Source organism: Variovorax sp. GW823-FHT04F07, from assembly GCF_058795995.1.
Window position 1 is genome coordinate 161,673 of record NZ_JBXAIG010000005.1, and the last position, 24,037, is coordinate 185,709.

Sequence of the window (24,037 nt, forward strand, 5' to 3'; positions counted from 1 at the left end):
TTCGCGTGGTGCGATCAGACGACGCCATTCGTTTTCAGCGCTGCCAGCTTTTCATCCGACAGGCCGAGCAGGGACTTCAGCACGTCGTGCGTGCCTTCGCCCAAAGTGGGCGGCGCGCTGCGCACGGGCAGGCGCTCGCCATCGAAACGGTAGGGCGGCGCCAGCACGTTGACCTCGCCGGCCACCGGGTGCGGCTGCTTGGTCACCAGGCCGGCGTCGGTGGCGCGCGGGGAGTTCAGTGCTTCCAGCAGGCCGAGCACTTCGCCGCAGGGGATGCCCGAGGCGTTGAGCTTTTCGAGCAGCGCGGCGCGCGGGCGCTTCGCGAGTTCGGCGGTCAGCTCGGGCAGCAGCGCTGCGCGGTTGGCCGAACGCAGGATGTTGGTCTTGAAGCGCTCGTCGGCCGCGAGGTCGGGGCGCTCGATCACCTCGGTGCAGAAGCGCATGAACTGGGCGTTGTTGCCCACGGTGATCACCAGCGGGCCGTCGGCCGCGTCGAACACGCCGTAGGGCACGATCGACGGGTGCGAGTTGCCGTAACGCGGCGGGTCTTCGCCCATCAGCAGTGCTTCGAGGCCGTAGTAGGCGGTGATCATCAGGCCGCAGTCGAACAGCGCCATCTCGATGTGGCGACCCGTGCCGGTCTTCTCGCGCTGGTAGAGCGCGGCCAACACGGCCTGCGCCGAGTACATGCCGGTGAACAGGTCGACGGCGGCCACGCCGAACTTCAGCGGCGGCTGGTTGGCTTCGCCGTTCAGCGCCATCAGGCCGGCCTCGCCCTGCACCACGAGGTCGTAGCCGGGGCGCGCGGCCTCGGGGCCGGTGCGGTCGTAGCCAGAGATCGAGCAGTAGATCAGGCCCGGGTTCTCCTTGCGCAGCTGTTCGTAGCCCAGGCCCAGCTTGTCGATGCCGCCGAACTTGAAGTTCTGCAGCACCACGTCGCACTGCTTGGCGAGGTCGCGCGCGATCTGCTGGCCTTCGGGCGTCTGCAGGTCGAGCGTGACCGAGCGCTTGTTGCGGTTCACGCTGTTGAAGTAGGCGGTCTCGGTCTTGCCCACGCGCAGGCCCCAGTCGCGCGTGTCGTCGCCGCGGCCCGGGTGCTCGACCTTGATCACCTCGGCGCCCATGTCGGCCAGCACCATGCCGCACCAGGGGCCGGCAAGGATGCGGGACAGATCGAGGACGCGCACGCCGGCGAGCGGCAGCGAGGAATTCAGCGAGGGCATGGGAACAACTCCAGGAAAACGAAAGACCCCGCATCCGCACGCGGGGAAGGGCTCAGCGCGTCAGGACGCGTCGGGCTGGGGTGCGTGGCGCAACGCGACAAAGTCGGCCTTGCGCTTGCCGAGGAAGGCGCCGATGCCTTCGGCGGCTTCGGCATCGGCCTGCGACGCCACCATGTAGACCGCTTCGGCCTCGAGTTGTTCCTCGAGCGTTGCACGATGGGCCTGGCGGCACAGCGTCTTGATGCGTGCGCTGGCGCGCTGCGGGCCGTTGGCCACCTTGGCGGCGAGTGCGATGGCCTCGGCCAGCGCGCCGCCCTTGTCGGTCAGGCGGTTCACCGCGCCCATCGCGTGCAGGCGCTCGGCCGTGAGGCGGTCGCCGGTGAGGCACAGCTCGGTGAGCAGCTGGCGCGAGACGAACTCCGCAAGGAAGGCCGTGGCGCCGCCGTCGGGCGTGAGGCCGACCTTGACGTAGGCCACCGTGTAGAACGCATCGCGCGCGGACACCAGCATGTCGCAGGCCAGCGCCATCGACAGGCCCGCGCCGGCCGCGCCGCCCTCGACCGCCGCGATCACGGGCTTGCCGCAGTCGCGGATCGCGCGGATCAGGTCGTGCAGGCCTTCGAGCTTCTCGCGGCGTTCGGCCTCGGGCAGTTCGCGGCGCTTGGCCAGCAGGTTCAGGTCGCCGCCCGAGCAGAAGAAGTCGCCCGCGCCGGTGAAGACGATGGCGCCCACCTCGGGGTCGTTCTGCGCGTCCGTGAGCGCGACCGACAGCTCGGCGTACAGCGTCGGCGTGATCGCGTTGCGCGCGGCCGGGTTGCTGTTGGTCAGGATGCGGACGGCGCCTTCCTGCGAGATGAGGACGGTCTTGTCCGTCATGCTGCGACCTCTTTGCCCAGAGCGATGTAGCGCTGCAGGTGGTGGTCTTCGTCGCCGAGCTGGTGGTCGATCATCACGAGGCGCTTGGCGTAGTGGGGCAGCGGCAGCTCCCAGGTCATGCCGATGCCGCCGTGCATCTGGATGCTTTCCTCGGCCACCAGCGCGCCGATGCGGCCGATGCTGAACTTGGCGGCCGACAGCGCGCGTTCGCGCGCCACGCGGTCGCTGCCGTCGATGGCTGCGGCGGCGTTGATCACGGCCGAGCGGGCCTGTTCGATCTCGAGCAGCAGGTCGGCCATGCGATGTTGCAGGGCCTGGAAGCTGCCGATGAGGATGCCGAACTGCTTGCGCGTGCGCAGGTACTCGAGCGTGGCGGTCTTGGCGGCTTCCATCGCGCCCAGTGCTTCGGCGCACAGCGCGAGCACGCCGCGGCCGATGGCGCGTTCCAGCGTGGCGGCGCCCTGGCCTTCGGCGCCCAGCAGCGCGTCGGCGCCGAGCGTCACGCCGTCGAGCGTGAGTTCGGCCACGCGGCCCCCGTCGATGGCGGGGCAGCCGCGCACGGTGAGGCCGGCGGTCTTGGCGGGCACGAGGAACAGCGAGATGCCGGCTTCGTCGTCCACATTGCCCGAGGTGCGGGCCGACACGAGGAACAGGTCAGCCTGCTCGCCTTGCGGCACCACGGCCTTGGCGCCCTGCAGCACCCAGCCGTCGCCACGGCGCTCGGCCTTCGTGGCCACGCGCGTGCGTTCGTAATGCGTGTCGGCTTCGTCGTGCGCAAAGGCCGCCACGGTCACGCCGTTGACGATGTCGCCGATCTTTTCTTTCTGCGCGTCGCTGCCGGCGGCGCTGATCGCCTCGCCGACCATCACGGCGCCCAGCAGCGGCTCGACCACGAGGCCGCGGCCCAGCGCTTCGAAGACCACGGCGATGTCGAAGCCGCTGCCGCCGAAGCCGCCGTCGGCCTCGCTGAACAGCGCGCCGATCACGCCGAGCTCGGCGAAGTTCTGGAAGATCTCCTTGCTGAAACCGTGCGCCGACTTCGCGATGCGGTCACGCGCATCGAAGGCGTACTGCTCGGCGATGAAGCGGTTCAGGCTGTCGGCGAGCATGCGCCGGTCTTCGGTGTGTTCGAAGTTCATTGCGTCTCTCCTTACAGGCCCAGGATCATCTTGCTGATGATGTTCTTCTGGATTTCGTTCGAGCCGCCGAAGATCGACAGCTTGCGGTTGTTGAAGTAGCGCGACGCGGCAGCCTTGGCATAGGCCGGGCCGAAGGTCTCGCCGGTGAAGCCGTCTTGCAGCGCTTCGGCGACGAAGGGGCGGCCGTACACGCCCATGGCACGGCGCGCGAGCGACGAGATTTCCTGGCGGATTTCGGTGCCGCGAATCTTCAGCATCGAGCTTTCCGCACCGGGCACGCCGCCGCCGGCCACCGCCGCGATCACGCGCAGGTTGGTGGTCTTCATGTTCTCCAGGTCGATCTCGACACGCGCCAGGCGCGCGGCAAAGGCCGGGTCTTCGGCGAGCGGCTTGCCGTTCTTGGTCTGCGAGGCGGCGATGCCCTTGAGCTGTTCGAGCGCGGCCACCGAGAAGCCCACGCCCGCGATGTTGGTGCGCTCGTAGGTCAGCAGGTACTTGGCGCAGGTCCAGCCCTTGTTCTCTTCGCCCACGAGGTTCTCGGCGGGCACGCGCACGTCGGAGAAGAACACCTCGTTGACTTCGTGCTCGCCGTCCAGCGTGATGATCGGGCGCACTTCCACGCCGGGCGAGGTCATGTCGACCAGCAGGAAGCTGATGCCTTCCTGCTTCTTCGCCTCGCGGTTGGTGCGCACCAGGCAGAAGATCATGTTGGCGTGCTGGCCCAGCGTGGTCCAGGTCTTCTGGCCGTTGACGATGTAGTGGTCGCCCTGCGCGTCGATGCCGCGCACGGCCGTGGTCTTCACCGCGGCCAGGTCGGAGCCGGCGCCGGGTTCGGAGTAGCCCTGGCACCACCAGTCGGCACCGCTCAGGATGCGCGGCAGCCAGTAGCTCTTTTGCGCTTCGTTGCCGTACTTGATGAGCACCGGGCCCAGCATGTTGACGCCGAAGGGCACGATGCGCGGCGCGAAGGCCAGCGCGCATTCGTTCTCGAAGATGAACTTCTCGACCGCCGTCCAGCCGGGGCCGCCGTACTGCTCGGGCCAGTGGTTGGCGAGCCAGCCGCGTTCATTCAGGATGGCGTGCCATTCCTGCATGTCGGCCTTTTCCAGGATCTTGCCGCTGCGCACCTTGTCGGACAGCCGCGCGGGCAGCTTGTTCGCCAGGAAGGTGCGCACTTCGCTGCGGAAGGCTTCTTCTTCGGTCGTGAAGTTCAGGTCCATCGCGGACTCCTCAATGAATCAGTAAATTTCGAACAGGCCCGCGGCGCCCATGCCGCCGGCGATGCACATCGTGACCACGGCGTACTTGGCGCCGCGGCGCTTGCCTTCGAGCAGCACGTGGCCCGTGAGGCGCGCGCCGGTCATGCCGAAGGGGTGGCCGATGGAGATCGCGCCGCCGTTCACGTTCAGGCGTTCCGACGGAATGCCCAGCTTCTCCTGGCAGTAGATCGACTGCGAGGCGAAGGCTTCGTTGAGTTCCCACAGGTCGATGTCCTGCACCTTCAGGCCGTGGCGCGCCAGCAGCTTGGGCACGGCGAAGACCGGGCCGATGCCCATCTCGTCGGGCTCGCAGCCGGCCAGCGCCAGGCCGCGGAACGCGCCCAGCGGCTTCAGGTTGGCGCGTTCGGCGTCCTTGGCTTCCATCATCACGCAGGCCGAAGCGCCGTCGGACAGCTGCGAGGCGTTGCCGGCGGTGATGAACTTGTCGTCGCCCATCACGGGCTTGAGCTTGGCCAGCGCCTCGTAGGTGGTGCCGCGGCGGTTGCAGTTGTCTTCCGTGGCGGTGACTTCGCGGTGGGTGACTTCCTTGGTCTCCTTGTCGGTCACGGCCATCGTGGTGGTGCAGGCCACGATCTCGTCCTTGTAGCGGCCGGCCAGTTGTGCTTCTTCGGTCTTGCGCTGGCTCTCGGCGGAGAAGCGGTCTTGTGCTTCGCGGCTGATGTTGTAGCGCTTGGCGACGATGTCGGCGGTGTCGATCATCGCCATGTACAGCTCGGGCTTGTGCTCGACGATCCACGGGTCCAGGCTGAGGTCGCCGCCGTCGCCGGGGCTGCGGCCACGGATCTGCGAGATGCTTTCCACGCCGCCCGCGATCATGGCCGGCGCGCCGTCCACCACGATGCGCCCGGCAGCCATGGCGATGGCCTGCAGGCCCGAGGCGCAGAAGCGGTTCACGGTGGTGCCGGCGATGCTGATCGGCAGGCCCGAGCGGATGATCGACTGGCGCGCGATGTTGCGGCCGGTGGTGCCTTCGGGGTAGCCGCAGCCGAGGATCGCGTCCTCGATCAGGGCCGGGTCCAGGCCCGAGCGCTCGACCGCGGCCTTCACCGCGAACGAGGCCAGCGTGGCGCCGGAGGTGATGTTGAATTCGCCGCGGTGCGCCTTGGTGAGCGGGGTGCGGGCGGTAGAAACGATGACGGCTTCACGCATGGGGTTGTCTCCTGGACGGTGGGCTCTAACGGTTACTCGGATTGATTCAGGCTGGCGAAATCGGCGCCGCGTTCCACCAGCTCCACGAGCAGCGGCGACGGCTTCCAGAAGATCGGGTCTTCCTTGGCGAACTCGCGGATGTCGGCGAGCACCTTGGGCAGGCCCACGGTGTCGGCGTACTTCATGGGGCCGCCGCGGTGGCGCGGGAAGCCGTAGCCATAGAGGAAGGTCACGTCCACGTCGAGCGGACGCAGCGCGATGCGCTGGAGCACGACATTGGCGCCTTCGTTGACCATCGCGGCCATGTAGCGGCGCATGATTTCTTCTTCGGTGAATTTGCGCGGCGTGATGCCGGCGCGCACGCGCTCGGCGTCGATGATGGCCAGCACCTCGGGGTCGGGCACGCCGGTGCGCGCGCCTTCGGGGTACAGGTAGTAGCCGCGCTGCGTCTTCTGGCCGAACCAGCCGCGCTCGCAGATGCGGTCGGCCACCTGCACGTAGCGCGCCTGCGGGTCGCGCGTGGCGGCCTTGCGCTTGCGCGTGGCCCAGCCGATGTCGCCGCCGGCCAGGTCGGACACCTGGAACGGGCCCATCGGGTAGCCGAAGTTGCGCACGGCCGCGTCGATGTCGTAGGGCGAGGCGCCGTCTTCCATCATGTGGTCGGCGGCCTGGCGGTACACGGCCAGGATGCGGTTGCCGATGAAGCCGTCGCACACGCCGGCGCGCACGGGTACCTTCTTGAGCTTCTTGGCCAGTTCGAAACCGGTGGCGACCACGTCGGCGCTCACCTTGGCGGGCACCACGATCTCCAGCAGCTTCATGATGTTGGCGGGCGAGAAGAAGTGCAGGCCCACCACGTCCTGCGGGCGCGAGATGCTGGCGGCAATCTCGTCGATGTCCAGGTACGAGGTGTTGGTGGCGAGCACGGCGCCCTTCTTGCACACGCGGTCGAGTTCGGCGAACACGGCCTTCTTGACGCCCATCTCTTCGAACACGGCCTCGACCACGATGTCGACGTTGGCGAAGGCGTCGTAGCTGGTCGAGCCCGAGAAGCGCGCCATGACGGCGGCCTTGGCTTCGGGCGTCATGCGGCCCTTGGCGATGAGGCCGTCGTACACCTTCTCGACGTGCGCACGGCCGCGCGCCAGGCTGGGCTCGTCGCGCTCGACCATGGTCACGGGCAGGCCCGCATCCAACATGGCCACGGCAATGCCCGCGCCCATGGTGCCGCCGCCCACGATGCCGGCCGAGGTGAGCGGGCGCGGGCTGGCCGAGCGGGTCTCGGGCGCCTTCAGCACTTCGCGCTCGGCGAAGAAGGCGTGGATCAGGCCGGCGCGCTGCGGGCTGTCGATGCACTGCAGGAACAGCTTGCGTTCCAGCGCCATGCCTTCGTCGAAGGGCAGCGTGAGCGCGCCTTCGACCGCTTCGACGATCTTCATCGGCGAGAACAGGCCGCGGCTCTTCTTGGCGGTGTCGGCGCGCGCGGCCTCGAGGGCGGCGCGGGCGGCGTCGGTGTCGGCCAGGCCGGCGGCTTCGCGCGTGCGGCGCACGGGGGCGTTGGCGGCGACCAGTTCCTGCGCGTAGGCGAGGCCTTCGGCGCGGGCATCGGCTTCGGCGCCGAGGCGGTCGACGAGGCCGAGCGACAGCGCTTCCTTGGCGCCCGCATGGCGGCCGCTGAGCATCAGTTCGAGCGCGGGCTTCACGCCGATCAGGCGCGGCGCGCGCTGCGTGCCGCCCGAGCCGGGCAGCAGGCCCAGCGCCACTTCGGGCAGGCCCAGCTTGGCGGTGGGCGCGGCGAGGCGGTAGTGCGCCGACAGCGCAATTTCCAGCCCGCCGCCGAGCGCAGCGCCGTGAATGGCGGCGACCACCGGCTTGCTGCAGTTCTCGATCTTCAGGCAGACCTCGGGCAGCGAGGGCTGCTGCGGCGCCTGGCCGAACTCGCGGATGTCCGCGCCGGCGATGAAGTTGCGGCCCGCGCCGACGATCAGCACCGCCTTGGCGCCGCTGTCGGCCTCGGCCGCATCGATGGCGGCGGCCAGGCCGCGGCGCACGTCCACGCCCAGGGCGTTGACGGGCGGGTTGTCGATGGTCACCACGCACACGTCGCCTTGACGCTGGAAGGTGACGGGACCGTTGGACGTGGAAGGGCTGGGAGTGGGGGTGGCCATGTGCGTGTCGCTTGTCTCTTGCTTGCGTGGCAGGCCCTCGTGAAGTCTCGAGGGGTCCGGGGCTCTGGGGAGCCCTGCATTCTTGGCCGGCATCGCTGCTTTGACAATTGCATAGGTGGTTGACAGACTGTCAAAGAATTTTTGACACAATCCGCCCATGGACCTGCAATCGCTCACCCTGCTGGTGGAAATCCTTGACGCGGGCAACCTGAGCGCGGCGGCGCGCCGGCTCAAGATGACCCGCGCCAACGTCAGCTACCACCTGAACCAGCTGGAGCGCTCGGTGGGCGCGCAGCTGATCCGGCGCACCACCCGGCGCGCCGAGCCCACCGAGATCGGCCTGCGGCTGTACCAGCACGGCGTGGCCATCCAGGGCGAGCTGCTGGCGGCGCGCGAGTCGGTCACCGCGCTGGGCGAGGGCCTGCAGGGCCGCGTGCGCCTGAGCGTGCCCAGCGGCTACGGCCAGCTCGTGATGGCCGACTGGCTCATCGACTTCAAGCGCCAGTACCCCGGCATCGTGCTCGACGTGGTGTTCGAGAATCGCATCGAAGACCTGCTGCGCGACGAGGTCGACATCGCCATCCGCGTGATTCCCGAGCCGCCGCAGAACCTCGTGGCGCGCGAGATGGGCCCGGTGCGTTACGTGGCCTGCGCCACGCGCGCGTACGCCGAGCGCCACCCGCTGCCCGTGCAGCTGGACGCACTGCGCGCCACGCCGGTGGTCACGGCCGCCGTCATCGGTCGGCAGCTGCGCATCTCGGCCTACCAGGGTGAGACGCGGCGCGAGGTGATCCTGGAGCCGACGCTGATCTCGGAAAACTTTTTGTTCCTGCGCCAGGCCATCCTCGCGGGCCTGGGCGTGGGCCTCGTGCCCGACTACGTGGTGCAGGAAGACGTGCGCCGCGGCGACGTGGTGACCACGCTGGACGACTGGCGCCTGTCGATCTTCGGCACCCAGATGTTCATGCTCTACATGCCGAACCGCCAGCACACGCGGGCGATCCGGACGTTCATCGATTTCATCCTGGCGCGGGTGCGGCCGGAGGAATGAGCCGGGCGCGGATTCACGAGACGGCGTTTTCGACCTTTGCCTTCAAGGTGCGGCCGGCAGCCTGCACCAGTTCGCGCAACCGCTGCTTGTCGGCCGGATTTCCGAGGCCGAGTTGCACCTTCCAGCGGCCGGAGAGCGCGAAGAATTCGTCCCAGCTCATGCATTCGACGGCCCGGATCACGGCGCGCTGCTTGCCGCTTTTCATGTGATAGATCCGAGCGCCTAGGCTGACCTTGGGGCGCCAGCCGATGGGAAAGCCGGAAACATCCGTCAAACCGCCATGGCGGTGTTCCTCGATGGCGATGTCGACCGCGAAGTCGTCGTCACCCGGCACCGCCGTGCCGGTGGCCGGGGGATAGTCGAACACCTGCGCCAGCACGGTGACCCAGCTGTCGTCCGGCTTTCTCCCGCCGAAGAAACCGGCCTCCAGATGGCGAAGGAAATCCTTGCGCGGCGTGACCCGAACTTCGCCGAGATGAAGCCTGATCGGCGTCTTGCGGAAGAACGAGAACATTGAGGAGGTGGCTCAGCGGCAGGCCCGCATGTCGGCGATCTTCCTCTGCTTGTCGCGGCGCTGCGGCTCGGTCAGGCTGATGCTGTTGGCGGAGACCTCTTCGTTCTTGATGTCGAACTCGGAAGGGCAGGCGCGCGCCTGCTGCGAGGGAGCGCGCGCCATGGCCGCGGAGGTCTGGATCGAGCGCACGACGCCGCTCTCCGTGTAGACGTAGAACGTGCCGTTGTCGCGTTCGTAGATGCGCTGCTCGGTGAAACCGCCCGGGTAGTCGCCGGTGTTGATGCGCGTGGGGGCGCCCATGGCCGACTGCAGTTCCTTCAAAGTCATCCCGCGCACAGGATGGCCCTGGAGGATGGCGACATTGATCGCGCTGCGGTCCGCCGGCGATCGCATGTCCTGCGCAGTGGCAGGCGATGGCGACGGTGCGGCGAAGGTCCGCACGTCACTTTGCTTTTCCGCGTTGGCGCAGGGCGTTTCCTGGAACGCGACTTTCCCGTCCGGCGATTGGCACTTGAAGACAGCGGCAGCCGGCAGCGACAAGAGCAGCAGGGGGAGCAGGACGATCGGCTTCATCGATGGCATGGGGCTTCCTGTTTTGCTGTCAGTCGCAGCGGTAGACGACTTCGCCCGCCGGCACGCCCTGCGCTGGCACTTCCGACAGCGTGCTGCTCAAAAAGCGCATCGGCGCGCCGAAGTTGCGGCAGTAGTTCTCGGCGTCCTGCGCCGTGGGCGACTTGAACACGCCGTCGGCCAGGAAGGTGACGCGCGGCGCGGGTCGCGAGACGCAGCCCGCGCCGATGAGCAGGGCCGGAACGAGGGCGGAGAAAGCAGCGAATCGGCGCATGGGGCAGGGCGGAAAGAAGAGGTCGCGACTGTAGCCGCTTGGCGGCGTCAGTCGGCCAGCCACACGCTGCCGTCCGCCGCCTCGCGCAGCGCCAGCGGCGTGAGGCGCGCGCCGCGGCAGGGGCCGCCCACGCAGCGCCCGGTGTCGGGCTCGAAGATCGCGCCGTGCCGCGCGCACATCAGGTAGCGCCCGGAGCTTTCGAGGATCTGCCCTTCGAAATCGAGCGGGCCGCCGGCGTGCGGGCACTGGTTCAGGTAGCCGTGCACGGCGCCCTGCCAGCGCACCGCGAAGGCCGGCGCGCCGCCGGGCGCGGTGAACAGGGCCGCAAGGCCGCCGTCGGCGAGTTCGGTGGCGATGGGCTGGGCGGTCGGGGCGGGCGCGGTCATGGGGGGCGAGCCTACCAAGGTCCGCCGCGGGGCTGCCGCCCGGGGGGAAACCTCCGTGGCATCACATGTTCCGGCTATGTCATCCGACCAATAGACGCAGGGGCGTGCCGTTTTCACAATGCATCCGCTCGCTTTCCTTCGTCCGTGCATCCTTGTCTCAAGGGGGATTCCCACCGATGAGCACGCTGAAACAGGGCTGGCGCGGGGCCGATGTCCGTCGCCTGCAGGAGGCCCTGAACCGCAAATTGCAGCCCAGCCCCGGCCTCGCGCCCGACGGCGACTACGGCCCCGTCACCCGGGCGGCCGTGCTGCGCTTGCAGGCCGCGCACTGGCTGTGCGAAGACGGCGAAGCCGGCCCCTGCACCCGCAACGTGGCCTTCGACAACGAAAACCACGCTCCCCTGCTGCACCCCGTGGCGCTGATCCCGCAGCCCGCGCCCGCGCTGTGCTGGGCGGCGGCCACCGCGATGCTCACGCGCGCCACCGTGCAGACCGTGGTCGCGCGCACGCCCTCGGAGCTGATGGGCGCCGACGGCGCCTTGCGCCGCCGCGTGGACAGCGACCGCCATGCGCAGGGCAGCGACGATGACGACGACGACAACCGCCGCTTCGCCGCCGCGCACGGCCTCACGCTGCGGCCCCACGGCCCGTGGACCGTCGCCGCGCTGCGCACCGCGCTGCACGCCGGCCCGCTGATGTTCGACCTGCGCTGGGGCGCCAAGGGCGGCGCGCCCGCCGGCCAGCCGGGCCACATGGTCGTGCTCGCGGGCATCCGCGGCGACAACGACCCCGGCGGGGGCGGCACCACGCTGCGCCTGTTCGACCCCTGGCCGCCGGGCCGGGGCGCGCGCAGCTCGACCAGCCATGTGCGCTGGATGCAGGCCGTGGCCGACCGCATCTGCGGGGTGTTCCAGCGGTAGTGGCGCCTGGCTGCGGTGGCTGTTGGCACCGGCGCATGAAAAAATCCTGGTTTTCCGCGAACCGTTTCGGCGGGTGGCCGCCTCTTTCCATGCGGGAGGGGCGTTCTGTTCCCCCGCATTCACACGTCACGGATCGAAGGAAACCACCATGCTTTACGTCAAGAATGTTCCCGGCTGGGAACGCGCCCTGCGCATCGCCCTGGGCCTCGCCGGCCTCGCCTTCGCCGCCATGAACTGGCCGGCGGACGCCATGGCCGTCGCGGTCGGCCTCATGGGCGCGATGCTGGCCCTCACCGGGCTGGTCGGCTTCTGCCCGATGTGCGCGATGGTCGGGCGCACCCTCGACAAGGGCCGCTGACCCATGGCCACCGCAGCGATCGACCGCACCTGCCTGATCCTGGCCGCGCAGACCGGCGACCCCGTCGCCCTCGAGGGCCTGCTCGCCGCCTGCCAGGCCGACGCGCGCCGCTACGCCCGCCGGCACTGCCAGGCCAGCGACGTGGACGACGCCGTGCAGGAATCGCTGCTGGTGGTCGCGCGCCGCGTGCGCGGGCTGCAGGCGGCCGCGGCGTTCTCGTCGTGGCTGTTCACCGTCATCCGGCGCGAATGCCTGCGCCTGCAGCGCGCGATGTTCCGCCACGACCCGCTCGACGAAGACACCGTCGAGCGCCAGCTCGCGGCCCGCAGCGACCACGCGCTGCGCATCGACCTGGCCCACGCGCTCGAATCGCTGCCGGCGCACTACCGCGAGGTCGTGCTGCTGCGCGACTTCGAGGAACTCACCATCGCCGAGATCGCCGAGCGCCTGGGCGAGCCGCCGGGCGCCGTGAAGAGCCGGCTGCACCGGGCGCGCCTGCTGGTGCGGGAGTACCTGCTGGGGTAGGGGCCGCCGCGGGGGCGATGCGACAATCCCCCCGCCATGACAGACACCCTCACGATCACCCGCCCAGACGACTGGCACCTGCACGTGCGCGATGGCGCCGCCCTCGAAGCCGTCGTGCCCCACAGCGCCCGCCAGTTCGGCCGCGCGCTGATCATGCCGAACCTGCGTCCGCCCGTGACCACCGCCGCCCAGGCCGTGGCCTACCGCGACCGCATCCGCGCCGCCGTGCCCGCGGGCACGTCCTTCGAGCCCGTGATGTCGCTCTACCTGACCGACAAGCTGCCGCCCGAAGAAATCGCGCTGGCCGCCGAAGCCGGCGTGCGCGCGCTCAAGCTCTACCCGGCCGGCGCCACCACCAACAGCGATGCCGGCGTGACCGACATCCGCAAGACCTACAAGACGCTCGAGGCCATGCAGAAGCACGGCCTGCTGCTGCTGGTGCACGGCGAAGTGACCGACCCGGCCATCGACCTGTTCGACCGCGAAGCCGTGTTCGTCGACCGCGTGATGATCCCGCTGCGCCGCGACTTCCCCGAACTCAAGGTGGTGTTCGAGCACCTCACCACCAAGGAAGGCGCCCACTACGTGCGCGACGCCGACCGCTTCACGGCCGCCACCATCACGGCGCACCACCTGCTGTACAACCGCAACGCCATCTTCACCGGCGGCATCCGCCCGCACTACTACTGCCTGCCCGTGCTCAAGCGCGAAACGCACCGCGTGGCGCTCGTCGAGGCCGCCACCAGCGGCAGCGACCGCTTCTTCCTGGGCACCGACAGCGCGCCGCACCCCGCGCACCTGAAGGAGCACGCACTGGGCTGCGCCGGCTGCTACACCGCGCTCACTGCCATCGAGCTGTACGCCGAGGCCTTCGACAGCGTGAACGCGCTCGACAAGCTCGAAGGTTTCGCCAGCTTCCACGGCCCCGACTTCTACGACCTGCCGCGCCACACCGACACCATCACGCTCAAGCGCGAAACCTGGACCTTGCCCGAGACCGTGCCCTACGGCGAAGCCACGCTCAAGCCGCTGCGCGGTGGCGAGACGGTGAACTGGAAGCTCGCATGACGGCGCCGGTGCCCCTGTCGTCGCTGCGCGTGATGCTGCTGATCGACGCCGACAACGTCTCGGCCGACGTGATCGAGCAGGCCGTGCAGCGCACGATGGAGGACTACGGCGCCATCCACGTGCGCCGCGCCTACTGCAACGCCGAGATGGCCGTGAACCGCCAGGCGCTGTTCAAGCGGCTGTCGGTGCGGCCCATGGTGAACCTGTCGGCGGGCAAGAACAGCACCGACATCGCGCTGGCCGTCGACGCCATCGACCTCGTGATCGCCGAGCGGCCCGACGTGGTGGTGCTGGTGTCGTCCGACTCCGACTTCGCGCCGCTGGTGATCCGCCTGCGCGAAAAGGGCTGCCGCGTCTGCGGCATCGGCCAGCAGGGCAAGACCGGCGAAGAGACCGTCGGCGTCTACGACAGCTTCATCGACCTCGCGCACCACGGCATCAAGCCGGCCGTGCGCACCGCGCCGGCCAAGAAGGTGGCGGCTGCGAAGAAGACGCCGGCCGCGAAGACCGCCCCCGCGAAGAAGGCTGCGGCCAAGACCGCGCGCAAGACGGCGGCAAAGACGGCCAAGCCGGTGGCACCGCCACCGCCGCAGCAGCCCGAAATCTCCGAAGCCGCCGAGTTCATCCTGCAGGCCGTGCCCGCGCTGCGCCGCGGCACCGACGTGCCGCTGAACGACGTGGCCAAGGCCCTGCGCACCGCCGGCCTGCTCAGCAAGAGCGGCAGCTCGCTCAAGCTCTTCGACAAGCTCACGGGCGAGTTCGCGGTGATGCAGCACCCCGATCGCATCCGATGGACGGGGGCGCCCGCGCCTTGAGCCCGGGCCTGCCGGCGGTCGCGGCCATCGATTGGGCCGCACCCTGGCTGGCCCCTTACCGTGATCCCGGCGAAGCCGTGGCGCGGGCCGTCGCACAGACCGGCACCGTCGCCGCCGCGCTGCAGGCGGCCAGGCCACCCGCCGTGCCCGACTTCGTCACGCAGGACGCGCTGCCCGAGGGCCAGGCCTACGAGGCCCACATCTTCCGCACGCGCACCGTGCCCACGCGCGACAACTTGCACGACTTCTTCAACGGCCTGGTCTGGCTGGCTTTCCCTGAAACCAAGCGCCGGCTCAACGAGCTGCAGGCCACCGAGATCGCACGCGCCGGCGTCGGCGCCACGCGCGGGCCGCTGCGCGATGCGCTCACGTTGTTCGACGAGAACGGGGCCGTGCTCGATGCACCGCCTGCGCTGTGGGAGGCGCTGGTGGCGCGCGACTGGCAGGCGTTGTTCGTCACGCGGCGCAGCCTGTGGCATGAGGCGCGCCTGTTGCTCTTCGGTCATGCGCTGCTTGAAAAACTGGTGACGCCGCGCAAGCCGATCACCGCGCATGTGCTGCTCACGCACCGTGCGACCGGCGCCGCCGCTCTCAACGATGCGGCAATCGCCCGAAGCATCGGTGCGAAAAGGCTCGAAGCCAAGCCTTTCGTTCCCCTGCCGGTGCTCGGCGTGCCCGGTTGGTGCATCGAGAATGACGCGGCTTCGTTCTACGCCGACCCGCAGGTCTTTCGACCGTTGCCGGGCTCGTCGGCAGGCTGAAGCCACGCCAGTACGCACGGGTTCGGGAGGGCCCTCGGCTGGCGGTCGCATCGCGCGCAAGTGCGCGCGACGTACGTCAAGAAAAAATCAGGGAGGTTCAAAAAAAGATGGACACCGTCCTCATCGTTCTCAAGCTCGGGTTGGTTCTCTACGGGATCTACAGCTTCATCACCTACATGTCACGGCGCTCCGAGAACCGGAATGCCCTGAAAGACTTTCGCAGCAGCTCGCCGGTGTTGCGCAGCATCACCGACGAAGAAAAATCGGCGCTGCAACCCTTTCTCATGGGGCAGGGCCTCGTGATCGGCGACAACGTGCACGAGCTCGACGGCGCGTTCGTGCGCCACGGCCTCCAAACGCAAGGCGCGACCACGCTGCACGACACCCTCGGCGACGTCGACGTGCTGCTGCCCTACGACGCCCTCCACTACGTCGAGGCGTACAACGAGGCGCAGGTGGTGTTGTCCGGCAAGTGCGCGGTAGTGATCCGCCTGAACGCCTTCGACCTGCTCGAAGGCCGGGCGCGCGCGCAGCGCCAGCAGGCCCAAGACCAACAATGGCAGCGCGGCGAGCTCGGCGCGCTGCCGTCGCTCGATGAGGCCGTGGCGGCCGAAGTGGCGACTGGCGTGGTGGTGCCGGAAGCCGCGGTGGCATCGATCGCGACCGACCCGAACGCGCGCTACCAGCGCGGCGAGGTCGACATCCTGAGCCAGCGCACCGAAACGCCCGAGGAGGTCGAGAGCCGCATCGGGCGCGGCGGCTGGGCCTCGGCCTTCGCGTGGCTTCTGGCGTTCGTGCTGTTGTGGGTCGCCACCTGGGACGCCACGCGCGCGGCGCGCATCTACCTGCTGGGCGCAGGTCTGCTCGCAGGTTTGTGGGCCGTGTGGCTGTTCGTGCGCAAGCCGCCGGTCGCGGCACCGGAGCGGGAACCGCAGCCGGTGAACCGCGTGCGCGGCATGCTCAACCAGATTTCGGTGACCAACGCCGGCAACACATCGGTCCAGAGCGTGGGCCTGTTCATCGGCGACAAGTTGAGCCTCGTGTTGCCCCCGCACTGGCGCAACGCGGCAACGGTGGCGCACGGTGAGGTGATCGAAGCCGAACTGCGCACCAGCGACTACAGCGCAGTGGGCTTCGGCCCCAAGTGGTCGGTGAGCGACGAGTGGCGGCGTTTCCAGCCCGTGTACTGGGGACGGCACCTGCTGCATCTGATCATCGGCCTGCTCGCCGCGGGTGCGGTCGCGCTGTCGGTGCCGAACCTGCGCAGCGAGGCCGCGTTGGCCGCGCAGTGGGTCATGAATGGCAGCGGCACCACCGCCTATGCCGACGTCGGGCAGTTGGCCGACAATCCGCCGCCCTGGGGCAGCCGCGCGCGCATGGCAGGCGAAGGCCGGTGCGAGATCGACCTGAGCGGCCGTGCCGGCGTGCCCGCCATTGATTGCACCCTGGTGCGCTGGGACGGCACCGCACCCGCCGTTCCCGCGTTGGACATTCCGCAGACCGTGCTGGCGCTCGCCAGCCCCCACTTCATTCGTGTGTCCGAGGACTATACGATGTCCAGCCTGATCGAGGTGCAGCGGCTTCTGCAGGGCGGACGGGTGGACGACAGGCTCGCGGCCTACAGCGCGCGCGAGCGCACGCTGTGGATCGCGCGGGGTTTCGACCAGTCGGTGGCGGCGATCGAGGCCGCCTGCAAGGACGCCGATGGCCTGTCGCCCTCCGCCTGCGAGAGCCTGCAGCGCGACCTCGTGCGCACCATCGACGCCACCGTAGACAAGGACGGCGTCGACATGCCCGTGATCACCTGGCAGGCGTTGGCCGCGAGCGTGGCGACGGGCCAGGAGAACGCATCCCTGAGGCTGTCGCAGCAACAGCTGGCGTCTGTCCGGCGTGCGTTGCAACAAGCCGTCGACAGTACGGTGGCTGCGAAGATCGAGACGGCGCGCACCGCCATCGTGCCCGCCAAGGGCGGCGTGCTGCTGGCGTCTGCCACGCGCATCGTGGACATGCCGGCGCAGCCCGGCAAGGCCGAAGATGGCGAGAGCACCCCGCTCGCCCGCTGGACCCGCCTGCAGCTCAACGCCACACCAGACAGCCTGAAACCCTTCACCCTCGAAGGCCTCGTGACCGCCAGCGGCAAGGACACCACCGGCACGCCGTGGGTGCGCGTCGACCCGAGCCTCGATGCCTCGCGCATGACCGCAGCGGGCGCGCATGTGCTCTGGTGGCTGTTCGCCGCGGGGTTGGTGCTGGTCAACGGCGTGCTGTTTGCACTGCGCTGGACGCAGGGCAGTCGCCGTCGCGCCAGGCTCGAGGCCGACATCGCCACCCGCCCGGCGCCGGGCACCAGCGGCCTTTTCTGACAGGCCTTGACTCCTGCGGGGAATATCGGGGCGCCAGAACTTTTGCTCCTATCATGGCTCCACCGGAAGCAATACCGAGGGCCTCCCCGTCGCGCGCGGCTTGAAGAGGGCCCCGGGGCCCTTATCTAAGGGGGCAGATTTCCCCACGGAGAATTCAACTTGAAACGTATCCTTCTGTTCGTCCTGACCAACGTGATGGTCGTCGCGGTGCTCGGCGTGGTCGCCAGCCTGCTCGGCGTCAACCGCTTTCTCACGGCCAACGGGCTCAACCTGACGGCGCTGCTCGGCTTTGCGCTGGTCATGGGTTTCGGCGGCGCGATCATCTCGCTGCTCATCAGCAAGCCCATGGCCAAGTGGACGGCCGGCCTGCGCATGATCGACAACCCCCAGTCGCCCGACGAGGCCTGGATCGTCGGCACCGTGCGCAAGTTCGCCGACAAGGCCGGCATCGGCATGCCCGAGGTCGGCATCTTCGAAGGCGAGCCCAATGCCTTCGCCACCGGCGCGTTCAAGAACTCGTCGCTCGTGGCTGTGTCCACCGGCCTGCTGCAGGGCATGACGCGCGAAGAGGTCGAGGCCGTCATCGGCCACGAAGTCGCGCATATCGCCAACGGCGACATGGTCACGATGACGCTGATCCAGGGCGTGATGAACACCTTCGTCGTGTTCCTCTCGCGCGTGATCGGCTACGCGGTCGACAGCTTCCTGCGCCGCGGCGACGACCGCTCGTCGGGCCCCGGCATCGGCTACTACGTGAGCACCATCGTGCTGGACATCGTGCTCGGCTTCGCCGCCGCGATCGTGGTGGCCTGGTTCTCGCGCCAGCGCGAGTTCCGCGCCGACGCCGGCGCCGCCGCGCTCATGGGCAACCGCCAGCCGATGATGAACGCACTCGCGCGCCTGGGCGGCCTGCCGGCCGGCGAACTGCCCAAGGCCGTCGAAGCCATGGGCATTACGGGCGCGATGGGCAAGCTGTTTGCCACGCACCCGCCGATCGAAGAGCGCATCGCGGCGCTGCAGAACGCGCGCTGAGCACAGACAGGCCGCGCAGCGGCACAAAGAAAAAGGGGCTGGTGATTCACCAGCCCCTTTTTCATTCACCGAAGAACGGTGTGTCGTTCAGTCAGACCTCAGAGGTTGAGCGCCGAGACGGCTTCCAGGCCCTGCTTGATGTTGTTGCGCGCGGCACCTTCCACCGACATGCGCAGGCGGGTCGTGCCGACGAGCGAGTCGAACGCGCCGCCCGTGTAGGTCGACTTGATGACCTGGCGCATCGCCACCGACTTGTCGGAGGTCTTGATGAGCGACCAGCCCGCTTCCATGTCGACCGTGAACGCGGCGCCGAACGTGGGCTTGGTCAGCTTGACGATCGAGACCGACAGCTCGTAGTCGCCGCTCTTGCCTTTGACGACTTCCTTGAACAGGGCCGATTGCGTGACCGACTTCTCGATGGCGGCACCCAGGTCTTCGTTGGTGATGTCCGAGCTCCACAGCGGGTTCGTTTCATTGCCGCCGCCGGTCTTCACCGACACCGAGTAGGGCAGCTTCTTGCTCGAAGCGATGCTGGTGGGCGTCATGGCCTCGCGGTTGGCCGACGAGGCGCAGCCCGCGAGCACGACGACGACGGAGAGAACGGCCAGGGCGCCTGCGCGGCGAAGGGTGGTGGTGTTGATCATTTGGTCTTGTCCGATTCTTTGAAGATGTTGCCGACCACTTCGTCGACCATTTCGGGCGGCGAGAGGCGCGTGAGGGAGGTGTGGAGCGAATTGCCGGTGGCCAACGGGTAGTCGGACTTCGGTTCGCGGATCGTGACGGTGAGCTCGACGAGGTACATGGTGATGTCCCACATCCACTTGTCGACGTAGGTGACGACAGCGTCGACTGGCTCGGGGGGCTTGGCTTCTTCCGTGACCTCGAAACCGCGTTTGCGCAGATTGCCGGCAATCAGCTTCTGGAGCGTGCCGTCTTCACCCTCGAGCTTCCTGACCTGCACCACGCGCAGCTTGTCGAGATTTGCCGAGGGATCGACGGTCGCTGTTGCGCGGTTGACCGCGCAGCCGCTCGCGAACACGGAAACAGCCACGGCCGCGAGAAGCAGCCTGATGACTCTTTTCAAATGAACTTCTCCTCCGCCCGGAATGGGCCGAAGGAATGTAGCTGGAAATGTGTAAAAACGTTTCCTGAGCGCCGATCCCTGGCGAAAAATTCGCCGCGCCGCAGTCAGACTGCACAGTTGCAGCCTTCTGGGCGCTTCAGGCCGTTCAATTGCCGGTGGCGGCAGGCTCGTCGGACGCGGGCGTGTCCGGTGCGGATTCGGCGGCTTGCGGCGCAGCTTCTGGTACTGCTTCCGGTGCCGCTGCGGCCGCAGCGGCGGCGGCCTCTGCCGCAGCCTCGGCCCGCTTCTTGTCGTCCCGCACGCGCTGCAGCGTGCGTGTCACGTCGCCGGGCTTCATGCCGTACATGTCGGCGAACTCCTGTTCGCTGCGGCCGCTGGCTTCGAAGGCGCGCAGCAGGGCTTCGCGCTTGGCGGCCTGCTGGGCGAGTTCGGCCAGGGCTTCGTCGACGACGGCGTTGTTGTTGGCGTCGCGCGAGCGCACCAGCACGGCATAGGCCTCGTGGTCGAGGCCAGAGGCTTCGATGGCCTTGGCGATGCGCGTCACCAGCTGCGGACGCAGGTCTTCGCCGGGGTTGCGGTGCGAACGGCGGCGGTGCAGCTCGAGGATGGCGTGGTGCACGTGCTCGGGTGCGACCGGGTCGAGCGCGTTGCCGTCCAGGTCATGGCGCGCATGGCCGGCGGCCACGCTCTCGAGGTAGCGCGTGGAGCGCGCATGCTGGCCCATTGCGATCTTCAGGTCTTCGGCCTTGAAGTCTTCGGGGTGGCGCGCGATCAGCTCTTCGTACACGCCGAGCTTCAGCGGCACGAAGCGTGCGCCGAAGAGCTGCGGGTAGAGCGCGAACAGGCGTTCCAGCACCGGGTTGACCTTGCGCGGTGCGCGCTGGGCTTCGGGCTGTTGTTGCTGTTGCGGCTGCTGTCCGCGCGGCTTGCGCCCTTGCTGCGGTTGCTGCTGCCCATGCGGGCGCTGTTGCTTGGCGCGCGGCGGCCGTTGTTGTTGCTGCTGTTGCGCGGGGGCGGTGGGCTGCGTTGCCGACGCGTCAGCGCCTGCGTCGGTGCCCGCGCCGGCCTTCAGCTGCTGCAGCTGCTCGGCCATGTCCGGGCGCTGGCGCCGTGCGTTGCGCGAGTTCGTGTTCGGGGCGGCGGTGGATGCGTCGGTCATACGGAAGGCTCGGCGATGGGCGCGAGGGATGGGAAGGGAAGAAAAAGAACAACCGGTCCCGCGCGGTCAGCGCGGCCGGAACATCCTGCGGGTATTGTCAGGGCGGATCGTCATGCGCGTGCAGTGCCTCGGTCAGCGGCTTGCCGCCCGATCAGCAGCCGGAACGGCAGCAGCATCAGCACGCCGACACCGAGCTTCACGCCCAGGTCGCCGAGCGCCCAGGTGAGCCAGGGGCCGTCAGTGCCTGCGAAGGCGATGCCCCAGAAGACGATGCTGTCGAGCACGGCCGCGATCACCGTGGCCACGAGCGGCGCGCGCCACCACAGGCCCCGGCGCAGGCGGTCGAACACGCGGATGTCGAGCAGTTGCGAGGCGATGAAGGCCAGGCCCGAGGCGGCAGCAATGCGCGCCGGCGCCAGCAGCAGCGACACCGCCACGGCCACCGCGAAGCCGACCCACGCCACGCGCCGCGCCATGCCGGGGCCGAAGCGCCGGTTGACGAGGTCGCTCACGAGGTAGGCCACCGGGTAGGTGAAGGCGCCCCAGGTGAGCCAGTCGTTGATGGCGAACTGCACCAGGAGGTTGGACGCGAGCACCACGGCGGCCATCGCCAGCGTGGCGACGGCCAGCTGGCCGGTGGTGGGACGGTGGAAGTGCATCGTCAAACGGCGCTGCCGAGCACGCTGCGCGCCACGGCCTCGGCCACCTTGATGCCGTCCACGCCGGCCGACAGGATGCCGCCCGCGTAGCTCGCGCCTTCGCCGGCCGGGTAGAGGCCGCGCACGTTGAGGCTCTGGAAGTCGTCGCCGCGCGTGATCCTGATCGGCGACGAGGTGCGCGTTTCCACGCCGGTGAGCACGGCGTCGTGCGTGTCGAAGCCCTTGATCTTGCGACCGAAGGCCGGGAAGGCTTCGCGCATCGCCTCGATGGCGTAGGCGGGCAGGGCCTGGTGCAGGTCGGTCGGCGTCACGCCGGGCTTGTACGACGGGATGATGCTGCCGAGTGCGGTCGACGGCTTGCCAGCGATGAAGTCGCCCACCAGCTGGCCGGGTGCGTGGTAGTTGCTGCCGCCGAGCACGTAGGCGTTGCTTTCGAGCTGGCGCTGCAGCGCGATGCCCGCGAGCGCATCGCCCGGGAAGTCGCGCGGGTCGATGCCCACGACGATGCCCGCGTTGGCGTTGCGCTCGTTGCGCGAGTACTGGCTCATGCCGTTGGTGACCACGCGGCCCGGCTCGCTGGTGGCCGCGACCACGGTGCCGCCGGGGCACATGCAGAAGCTGTAGACCGAGCGGCCGTTGCTGGCGTGGTGCACCAGCTTGTAGTCGGCCGCGCCCAGCAGCGGGTGGCCCGCGTGGCGGCCCCAGCGGGCGCGGTCGATCAGGCCCTGCGGGTGCTCGACACGAAAGCCGATCGAGAAGGGCTTGGCCTCGATGTGCACGCCGCGGGCGTGCAGCATCTCGAAGGTGTCGCGCGAGCTGTGGCCCAGTGCCATCACGACGTGGTCGGCGCGCAGCTCGCTGCTCTGGCCGGTGGTCTGGTCGAGCACGGTGAGGCCACGCAGATGGCCGTCTTCGACGTGCACGTCGGTGACGCGCTGCTCGAAGCGGATCTCGCCGCCGAGCGCGACGATCTGCTCGCGGATGTTCTCCACCACCTTCACCAGCTTGAAGGTGCCGATGTGCGGATGCGCGACGTACAGAATTTCGGGCGGCGCGCCGGCCTTCACGAACTCTTCCATCACCTTGCGGCCGAGGAAGCGCGGGTCCTTGATCTGGCTGTAGAGCTTGCCGTCCGAGAAGGTGCCGGCGCCGCCTTCGCCGAACTGCACGTTCGACTCGGGGTTGAGCACGCTCTTGCGCCACAGGCCCCAGGTGTCGCGGGTGCGCTGGCGCACGGTCTTGCCGCGTTCGAGCACGATGGGCTTGAAGCCCATCTTCGCGAGCATCAGCGCCGCGAAGATGCCGCAGGGGCCGAAGCCGATCACCACGGGGCGCGTGGCATCCGCAGGCGCCTGGCCCGGCGGCGTGTAGCGCATGTCGGGCGCGGGCTGGATGTGCGGGTGGGCGGCGTGCTTGGCCAGCAGCGCGGCTTCGAGCGCGGCATCGGCCAGCTGCACGTCGCAGATGTAGACCGTGAGCAGGTCGACCTTGCGGGCGTCGAAGCTGCGCTTGTAGACGGTGTGGGAGGCGATCGCTTCAGTCGGAACGTCGAGCGTTCGGGCGATCAGGGTAACCAGCGCGTCAGGCGCGTGGTCGAGCGGGAGTTTGAGTTCGGAGATTCGCAGCATGTCGTGGGGCTTGTGGTTATCAAGCAGACCGACGATTTTAAGCGCCCGAGGCGCTATGAAACTTGTAGCTGGTCAGGCGGGCAGGAAGCCTTCGACCGACAGGTAGCGCTCGCCCGTGTCGTAGTTGAAGCCCAGCACCACCGCATCGGGCGCCAGCGAAGGCAGCTTCTGCGCAATGGCCGCGAGCGTCGCGCCCGACGAGATGCCGACCAGGATGCCTTCCTCGACCGCGCAGCGGCGCGCCATTTCGCGCGCCGGCTCTGCGTCGACCTGCAGCACGCCGTCCAGCAGCGAGGTGTCCAGGTTCTTCGGAATGAAGCCCGCGCCGATGCCCTGGATGGGGTGGGGCGCCGGCGCGCCGCCCGAGATCACGGGCGAGGCCACCGGCTCCACCGCGAACACCTGCAGCTTGGGCCACTTCTTCTTGAGCACCTTCGCCACGCCGGTGATGTGGCCGCCCGTGCCCACGCCGGTGATGAGCACGTCGATGCCCTCGGGAAAGTCGGCCGCGATCTCTTCGGCCGTGGTGCGCACGTGCACGTCGACGTTGGCGGGGTTGTTGAACTGCTGCGGCATCCACGCGCCCGGCGTGCCGGCCACGATTTCCTCGGCGCGGGCGATGGAGCCCTTCATGCCGTTGGCGCGCGGCGTGAGGTCGAAGGTGGCGCCGTAGGCCAGCATGAGGCGACGGCGCTCCACCGACATGCTGTCGGGCATCACCAGGATCAGCTTGTAGCCCTTGACGGCCGCCACCATCGCCAGGCCGATGCCGGTGTTGCCCGAGGTCGGCTCGACGATGGTGCCGCCGGGTTTCAGTGCGCCGCTCTTCTCGGCGTCTTCCACCATCGACAGCGCGATGCGGTCCTTGATCGAGCCGCCGGGGTTGGCGCGCTCCGACTTGATCCAGACCTGCTGCTTCGCATGGCCGAACAGGCGGTTGATGCGGATGTGCGGCGTGTTGCCGATGGTCTGGAGGATGTTCTGGGCCTTCATGGAATCTCCTTGGGTGCGAGGGTCGGATGGTCAGCGCGCATT

At 68.8% G+C, this 24,037-nt stretch carries 25 protein-coding genes; 9 read left to right on the forward strand and 16 right to left on the reverse strand.

Annotated elements, in window-relative coordinates; translation table 11 throughout:
* Positions 1 to 14: 14 nt before the first annotated feature.
* Genes AC1RAA_RS22585 through AC1RAA_RS22610 form a run of 6 tightly spaced genes read right to left on the reverse strand, consistent with a single transcriptional unit; the run spans position 15 to position 7,835 of the window.
* On the reverse strand, positions 15 to 1,223 hold the full coding sequence (locus tag AC1RAA_RS22585; protein ID WP_062478545.1) for a CaiB/BaiF CoA transferase family protein: 1,209 nt from the start codon (positions 1,221 to 1,223) through the stop codon (positions 15 to 17).
* A gap of 60 nt (positions 1,224 to 1,283) precedes the next feature.
* On the reverse strand, positions 1,284 to 2,099 hold the full coding sequence (locus AC1RAA_RS22590) for an oxepin-CoA hydrolase, alternative type (protein ID WP_492731740.1): 816 nt from the start codon (positions 2,097 to 2,099) through the stop codon (positions 1,284 to 1,286).
* Positions 2,096 to 3,238, reverse strand: coding sequence for an acyl-CoA dehydrogenase family protein (locus tag AC1RAA_RS22595; RefSeq protein ID WP_492731742.1), 1,143 nt, complete (start codon positions 3,236 to 3,238; stop codon positions 2,096 to 2,098). The genes AC1RAA_RS22590 and AC1RAA_RS22595 overlap by 4 nt, the downstream gene beginning before the upstream one ends.
* A gap of 11 nt (positions 3,239 to 3,249) precedes the next feature.
* Entirely contained in the window at positions 3,250 to 4,458 is a 1,209-nt protein-coding gene (locus tag AC1RAA_RS22600) for an acyl-CoA dehydrogenase family protein (RefSeq protein WP_492731744.1), read from the reverse strand.
* An 18-nt stretch (positions 4,459 to 4,476) separates the two neighbouring features.
* Positions 4,477 to 5,667 carry an acetyl-CoA C-acyltransferase gene (locus AC1RAA_RS22605; protein WP_062478557.1) on the reverse strand — a complete coding sequence of 397 codons (1,191 nt, stop codon included), beginning with the start codon at positions 5,665 to 5,667 and terminating at the stop codon, positions 4,477 to 4,479.
* A gap of 32 nt (positions 5,668 to 5,699) precedes the next feature.
* The gene (locus AC1RAA_RS22610) at positions 5,700 to 7,835 is read right to left on the reverse strand and encodes a 3-hydroxyacyl-CoA dehydrogenase NAD-binding domain-containing protein (RefSeq protein ID WP_492731746.1); all 2,136 of its coding nucleotides are present in this window, start codon (positions 7,833 to 7,835) and stop codon (positions 5,700 to 5,702) included.
* 157 nt (positions 7,836 to 7,992) lie between these two features.
* On the opposite strand from AC1RAA_RS22610, the gene AC1RAA_RS22615 reads away from it, so the two are divergent.
* Positions 7,993 to 8,886, forward strand: a complete 894-nt coding sequence (locus tag AC1RAA_RS22615) for a LysR family transcriptional regulator (protein WP_492731748.1) — start codon at positions 7,993 to 7,995, stop codon at positions 8,884 to 8,886.
* 13 nt (positions 8,887 to 8,899) lie between these two features.
* Here the strand turns inward: AC1RAA_RS22615 and AC1RAA_RS22620 are convergent, their stop codons facing one another.
* Genes AC1RAA_RS22620 through AC1RAA_RS22635 form a run of 4 tightly spaced genes read right to left on the reverse strand, consistent with a single transcriptional unit; the run spans position 8,900 to position 10,630 of the window.
* Positions 8,900 to 9,400: a hypothetical protein gene (locus AC1RAA_RS22620; protein WP_492731750.1), complete on the reverse strand. Its 501-nt coding sequence runs from the start codon at positions 9,398 to 9,400 to the stop codon at positions 8,900 to 8,902.
* A gap of 12 nt (positions 9,401 to 9,412) precedes the next feature.
* Positions 9,413 to 9,973 carry a DUF4124 domain-containing protein gene (locus AC1RAA_RS22625; protein ID WP_492740634.1) on the reverse strand — a complete coding sequence of 187 codons (561 nt, stop codon included), beginning with the start codon at positions 9,971 to 9,973 and terminating at the stop codon, positions 9,413 to 9,415.
* 28 nt (positions 9,974 to 10,001) lie between these two features.
* Complete coding sequence (locus tag AC1RAA_RS22630; RefSeq protein ID WP_492731754.1) at positions 10,002 to 10,244, reverse strand: hypothetical protein; 243 nt, start codon at positions 10,242 to 10,244, stop codon at positions 10,002 to 10,004.
* A gap of 47 nt (positions 10,245 to 10,291) precedes the next feature.
* Positions 10,292 to 10,630, reverse strand: coding sequence for a Rieske (2Fe-2S) protein (locus tag AC1RAA_RS22635; protein ID WP_070060176.1), 339 nt, complete (start codon positions 10,628 to 10,630; stop codon positions 10,292 to 10,294).
* A gap of 176 nt (positions 10,631 to 10,806) precedes the next feature.
* Here AC1RAA_RS22635 and AC1RAA_RS22640 point away from each other — a divergent pair, with 176 nt between their 5' ends.
* The 8 genes from AC1RAA_RS22640 (at position 10,807) to htpX (ending at position 18,472) form a co-directional block, all read left to right on the forward strand.
* Positions 10,807 to 11,550 (forward strand): peptidoglycan-binding protein, encoded by a 744-nt coding sequence (locus AC1RAA_RS22640; RefSeq protein ID WP_492731756.1) that lies wholly within the window; start codon positions 10,807 to 10,809, stop codon positions 11,548 to 11,550.
* 148 nt (positions 11,551 to 11,698) lie between these two features.
* The gene (locus AC1RAA_RS22645; protein WP_095743567.1) at positions 11,699 to 11,908 is read left to right on the forward strand and encodes a YgaP family membrane protein; all 210 of its coding nucleotides are present in this window, start codon (positions 11,699 to 11,701) and stop codon (positions 11,906 to 11,908) included.
* Positions 11,909 to 11,911: 3 nt separating this feature from the next.
* Positions 11,912 to 12,433, forward strand: coding sequence for an RNA polymerase sigma factor (locus AC1RAA_RS22650; RefSeq protein WP_492731758.1), 522 nt, complete (start codon positions 11,912 to 11,914; stop codon positions 12,431 to 12,433).
* Positions 12,434 to 12,469: 36 nt separating this feature from the next.
* The gene (gene pyrC / locus AC1RAA_RS22655) at positions 12,470 to 13,501 is read left to right on the forward strand and encodes a dihydroorotase (protein ID WP_070060172.1); all 1,032 of its coding nucleotides are present in this window, start codon (positions 12,470 to 12,472) and stop codon (positions 13,499 to 13,501) included.
* Complete coding sequence (locus AC1RAA_RS22660) at positions 13,498 to 14,316, forward strand: NYN domain-containing protein (protein ID WP_062478583.1); 819 nt, start codon at positions 13,498 to 13,500, stop codon at positions 14,314 to 14,316. Before pyrC ends, AC1RAA_RS22660 begins: the two co-directional genes overlap by 4 nt.
* The gene (locus AC1RAA_RS22665; RefSeq protein ID WP_492731760.1) at positions 14,292 to 15,077 is read left to right on the forward strand and encodes a DUF3025 domain-containing protein; all 786 of its coding nucleotides are present in this window, start codon (positions 14,292 to 14,294) and stop codon (positions 15,075 to 15,077) included. The genes AC1RAA_RS22660 and AC1RAA_RS22665 overlap by 25 nt, the downstream gene beginning before the upstream one ends.
* 107 nt (positions 15,078 to 15,184) lie before the next feature.
* Positions 15,185 to 17,440, forward strand: coding sequence for an IgaA/UmoB family intracellular growth attenuator (locus AC1RAA_RS22670; RefSeq protein WP_492731762.1), 2,256 nt, complete (start codon positions 15,185 to 15,187; stop codon positions 17,438 to 17,440).
* A gap of 159 nt (positions 17,441 to 17,599) precedes the next feature.
* Positions 17,600 to 18,472 (forward strand): protease HtpX, encoded by an 873-nt coding sequence (gene htpX, locus AC1RAA_RS22675; RefSeq protein ID WP_056575841.1) that lies wholly within the window; start codon positions 17,600 to 17,602, stop codon positions 18,470 to 18,472.
* A 98-nt stretch (positions 18,473 to 18,570) separates the two neighbouring features.
* Here htpX and AC1RAA_RS22680 read toward each other — a convergent pair whose 3' ends face one another.
* The 6 genes from AC1RAA_RS22680 to cysK form a co-directional block, all read right to left on the reverse strand.
* The gene (locus AC1RAA_RS22680) at positions 18,571 to 19,116 is read right to left on the reverse strand and encodes a hypothetical protein (RefSeq protein ID WP_070060168.1); all 546 of its coding nucleotides are present in this window, start codon (positions 19,114 to 19,116) and stop codon (positions 18,571 to 18,573) included.
* A complete protein-coding gene (locus AC1RAA_RS22685) occupies positions 19,113 to 19,556 on the reverse strand; it encodes a hypothetical protein (RefSeq protein WP_070060167.1) in 444 nt (147 codons plus the stop codon). The genes AC1RAA_RS22680 and AC1RAA_RS22685 overlap by 4 nt, the downstream gene beginning before the upstream one ends.
* Before the next feature lie 145 nt (positions 19,557 to 19,701).
* Positions 19,702 to 20,715: a ProQ/FinO family protein gene (locus AC1RAA_RS22690; protein ID WP_492731764.1), complete on the reverse strand. Its 1,014-nt coding sequence runs from the start codon at positions 20,713 to 20,715 to the stop codon at positions 19,702 to 19,704.
* Positions 20,716 to 20,825: 110 nt separating this feature from the next.
* Positions 20,826 to 21,374: a VUT family protein gene (locus AC1RAA_RS22695; protein ID WP_062478594.1), complete on the reverse strand. Its 549-nt coding sequence runs from the start codon at positions 21,372 to 21,374 to the stop codon at positions 20,826 to 20,828.
* A 2-nt stretch (positions 21,375 to 21,376) separates the two neighbouring features.
* Positions 21,377 to 23,002 carry an NAD(P)/FAD-dependent oxidoreductase gene (locus tag AC1RAA_RS22700; RefSeq protein ID WP_492731766.1) on the reverse strand — a complete coding sequence of 542 codons (1,626 nt, stop codon included), beginning with the start codon at positions 23,000 to 23,002 and terminating at the stop codon, positions 21,377 to 21,379.
* Positions 23,003 to 23,074: 72 nt separating this feature from the next.
* Complete coding sequence (gene cysK / locus AC1RAA_RS22705; protein ID WP_062478599.1) at positions 23,075 to 23,995, reverse strand: cysteine synthase A; 921 nt, start codon at positions 23,993 to 23,995, stop codon at positions 23,075 to 23,077.
* Positions 23,996 to 24,037: the final 42 nt, after the last annotated feature.

Bases quoted from the DNA above. Each gene is read 5' to 3' on its own strand.
- AC1RAA_RS22680 (WP_070060168.1), bottom strand. From the start codon at position 19,116: ATGATCAACACCACCACCCTTCGCCGCGCAGGCGCCCTGGCCGTTCTC.
- AC1RAA_RS22620 (WP_492731750.1), bottom strand. From the start codon at position 9,400: ATGTTCTCGTTCTTCCGCAAGACGCCGATCAGGCTTCATCTCGGCGAA.
- AC1RAA_RS22595 (WP_492731742.1), bottom strand. From the start codon at position 3,238: ATGAACTTCGAACACACCGAAGACCGGCGCATGCTCGCCGACAGCCTG.
- AC1RAA_RS22630 (WP_492731754.1), bottom strand. From the start codon at position 10,244: ATGCGCCGATTCGCTGCTTTCTCCGCCCTCGTTCCGGCCCTGCTCATC.
- AC1RAA_RS22610 (WP_492731746.1), bottom strand. From the start codon at position 7,835: ATGGCCACCCCCACTCCCAGCCCTTCCACGTCCAACGGTCCCGTCACC.
- pyrC (WP_070060172.1), top strand. From the start codon at position 12,470: ATGACAGACACCCTCACGATCACCCGCCCAGACGACTGGCACCTGCAC.
- AC1RAA_RS22600 (WP_492731744.1), bottom strand. From the start codon at position 4,458: ATGGACCTGAACTTCACGACCGAAGAAGAAGCCTTCCGCAGCGAAGTG.
- AC1RAA_RS22670 (WP_492731762.1), top strand. From the start codon at position 15,185: ATGGACACCGTCCTCATCGTTCTCAAGCTCGGGTTGGTTCTCTACGGG.
- cysK (WP_062478599.1), bottom strand. From the start codon at position 23,995: ATGAAGGCCCAGAACATCCTCCAGACCATCGGCAACACGCCGCACATC.
- AC1RAA_RS22605 (WP_062478557.1), bottom strand. From the start codon at position 5,667: ATGCGTGAAGCCGTCATCGTTTCTACCGCCCGCACCCCGCTCACCAAG.
- AC1RAA_RS22650 (WP_492731758.1), top strand. From the start codon at position 11,912: ATGGCCACCGCAGCGATCGACCGCACCTGCCTGATCCTGGCCGCGCAG.
- AC1RAA_RS22695 (WP_062478594.1), bottom strand. From the start codon at position 21,374: ATGCACTTCCACCGTCCCACCACCGGCCAGCTGGCCGTCGCCACGCTG.
- AC1RAA_RS22700 (WP_492731766.1), bottom strand. From the start codon at position 23,002: ATGCTGCGAATCTCCGAACTCAAACTCCCGCTCGACCACGCGCCTGAC.
- AC1RAA_RS22690 (WP_492731764.1), bottom strand. From the start codon at position 20,715: ATGACCGACGCATCCACCGCCGCCCCGAACACGAACTCGCGCAACGCA.
- AC1RAA_RS22665 (WP_492731760.1), top strand. From the start codon at position 14,292: ATGGACGGGGGCGCCCGCGCCTTGAGCCCGGGCCTGCCGGCGGTCGCG.
- AC1RAA_RS22585 (WP_062478545.1), bottom strand. From the start codon at position 1,223: ATGCCCTCGCTGAATTCCTCGCTGCCGCTCGCCGGCGTGCGCGTCCTC.
- AC1RAA_RS22660 (WP_062478583.1), top strand. From the start codon at position 13,498: ATGACGGCGCCGGTGCCCCTGTCGTCGCTGCGCGTGATGCTGCTGATC.
- AC1RAA_RS22625 (WP_492740634.1), bottom strand. From the start codon at position 9,973: ATGAAGCCGATCGTCCTGCTCCCCCTGCTGCTCTTGTCGCTGCCGGCT.
- AC1RAA_RS22645 (WP_095743567.1), top strand. From the start codon at position 11,699: ATGCTTTACGTCAAGAATGTTCCCGGCTGGGAACGCGCCCTGCGCATC.
- AC1RAA_RS22635 (WP_070060176.1), bottom strand. From the start codon at position 10,630: ATGACCGCGCCCGCCCCGACCGCCCAGCCCATCGCCACCGAACTCGCC.
- AC1RAA_RS22640 (WP_492731756.1), top strand. From the start codon at position 10,807: ATGAGCACGCTGAAACAGGGCTGGCGCGGGGCCGATGTCCGTCGCCTG.
- AC1RAA_RS22590 (WP_492731740.1), bottom strand. From the start codon at position 2,099: ATGACGGACAAGACCGTCCTCATCTCGCAGGAAGGCGCCGTCCGCATC.
- AC1RAA_RS22615 (WP_492731748.1), top strand. From the start codon at position 7,993: ATGGACCTGCAATCGCTCACCCTGCTGGTGGAAATCCTTGACGCGGGC.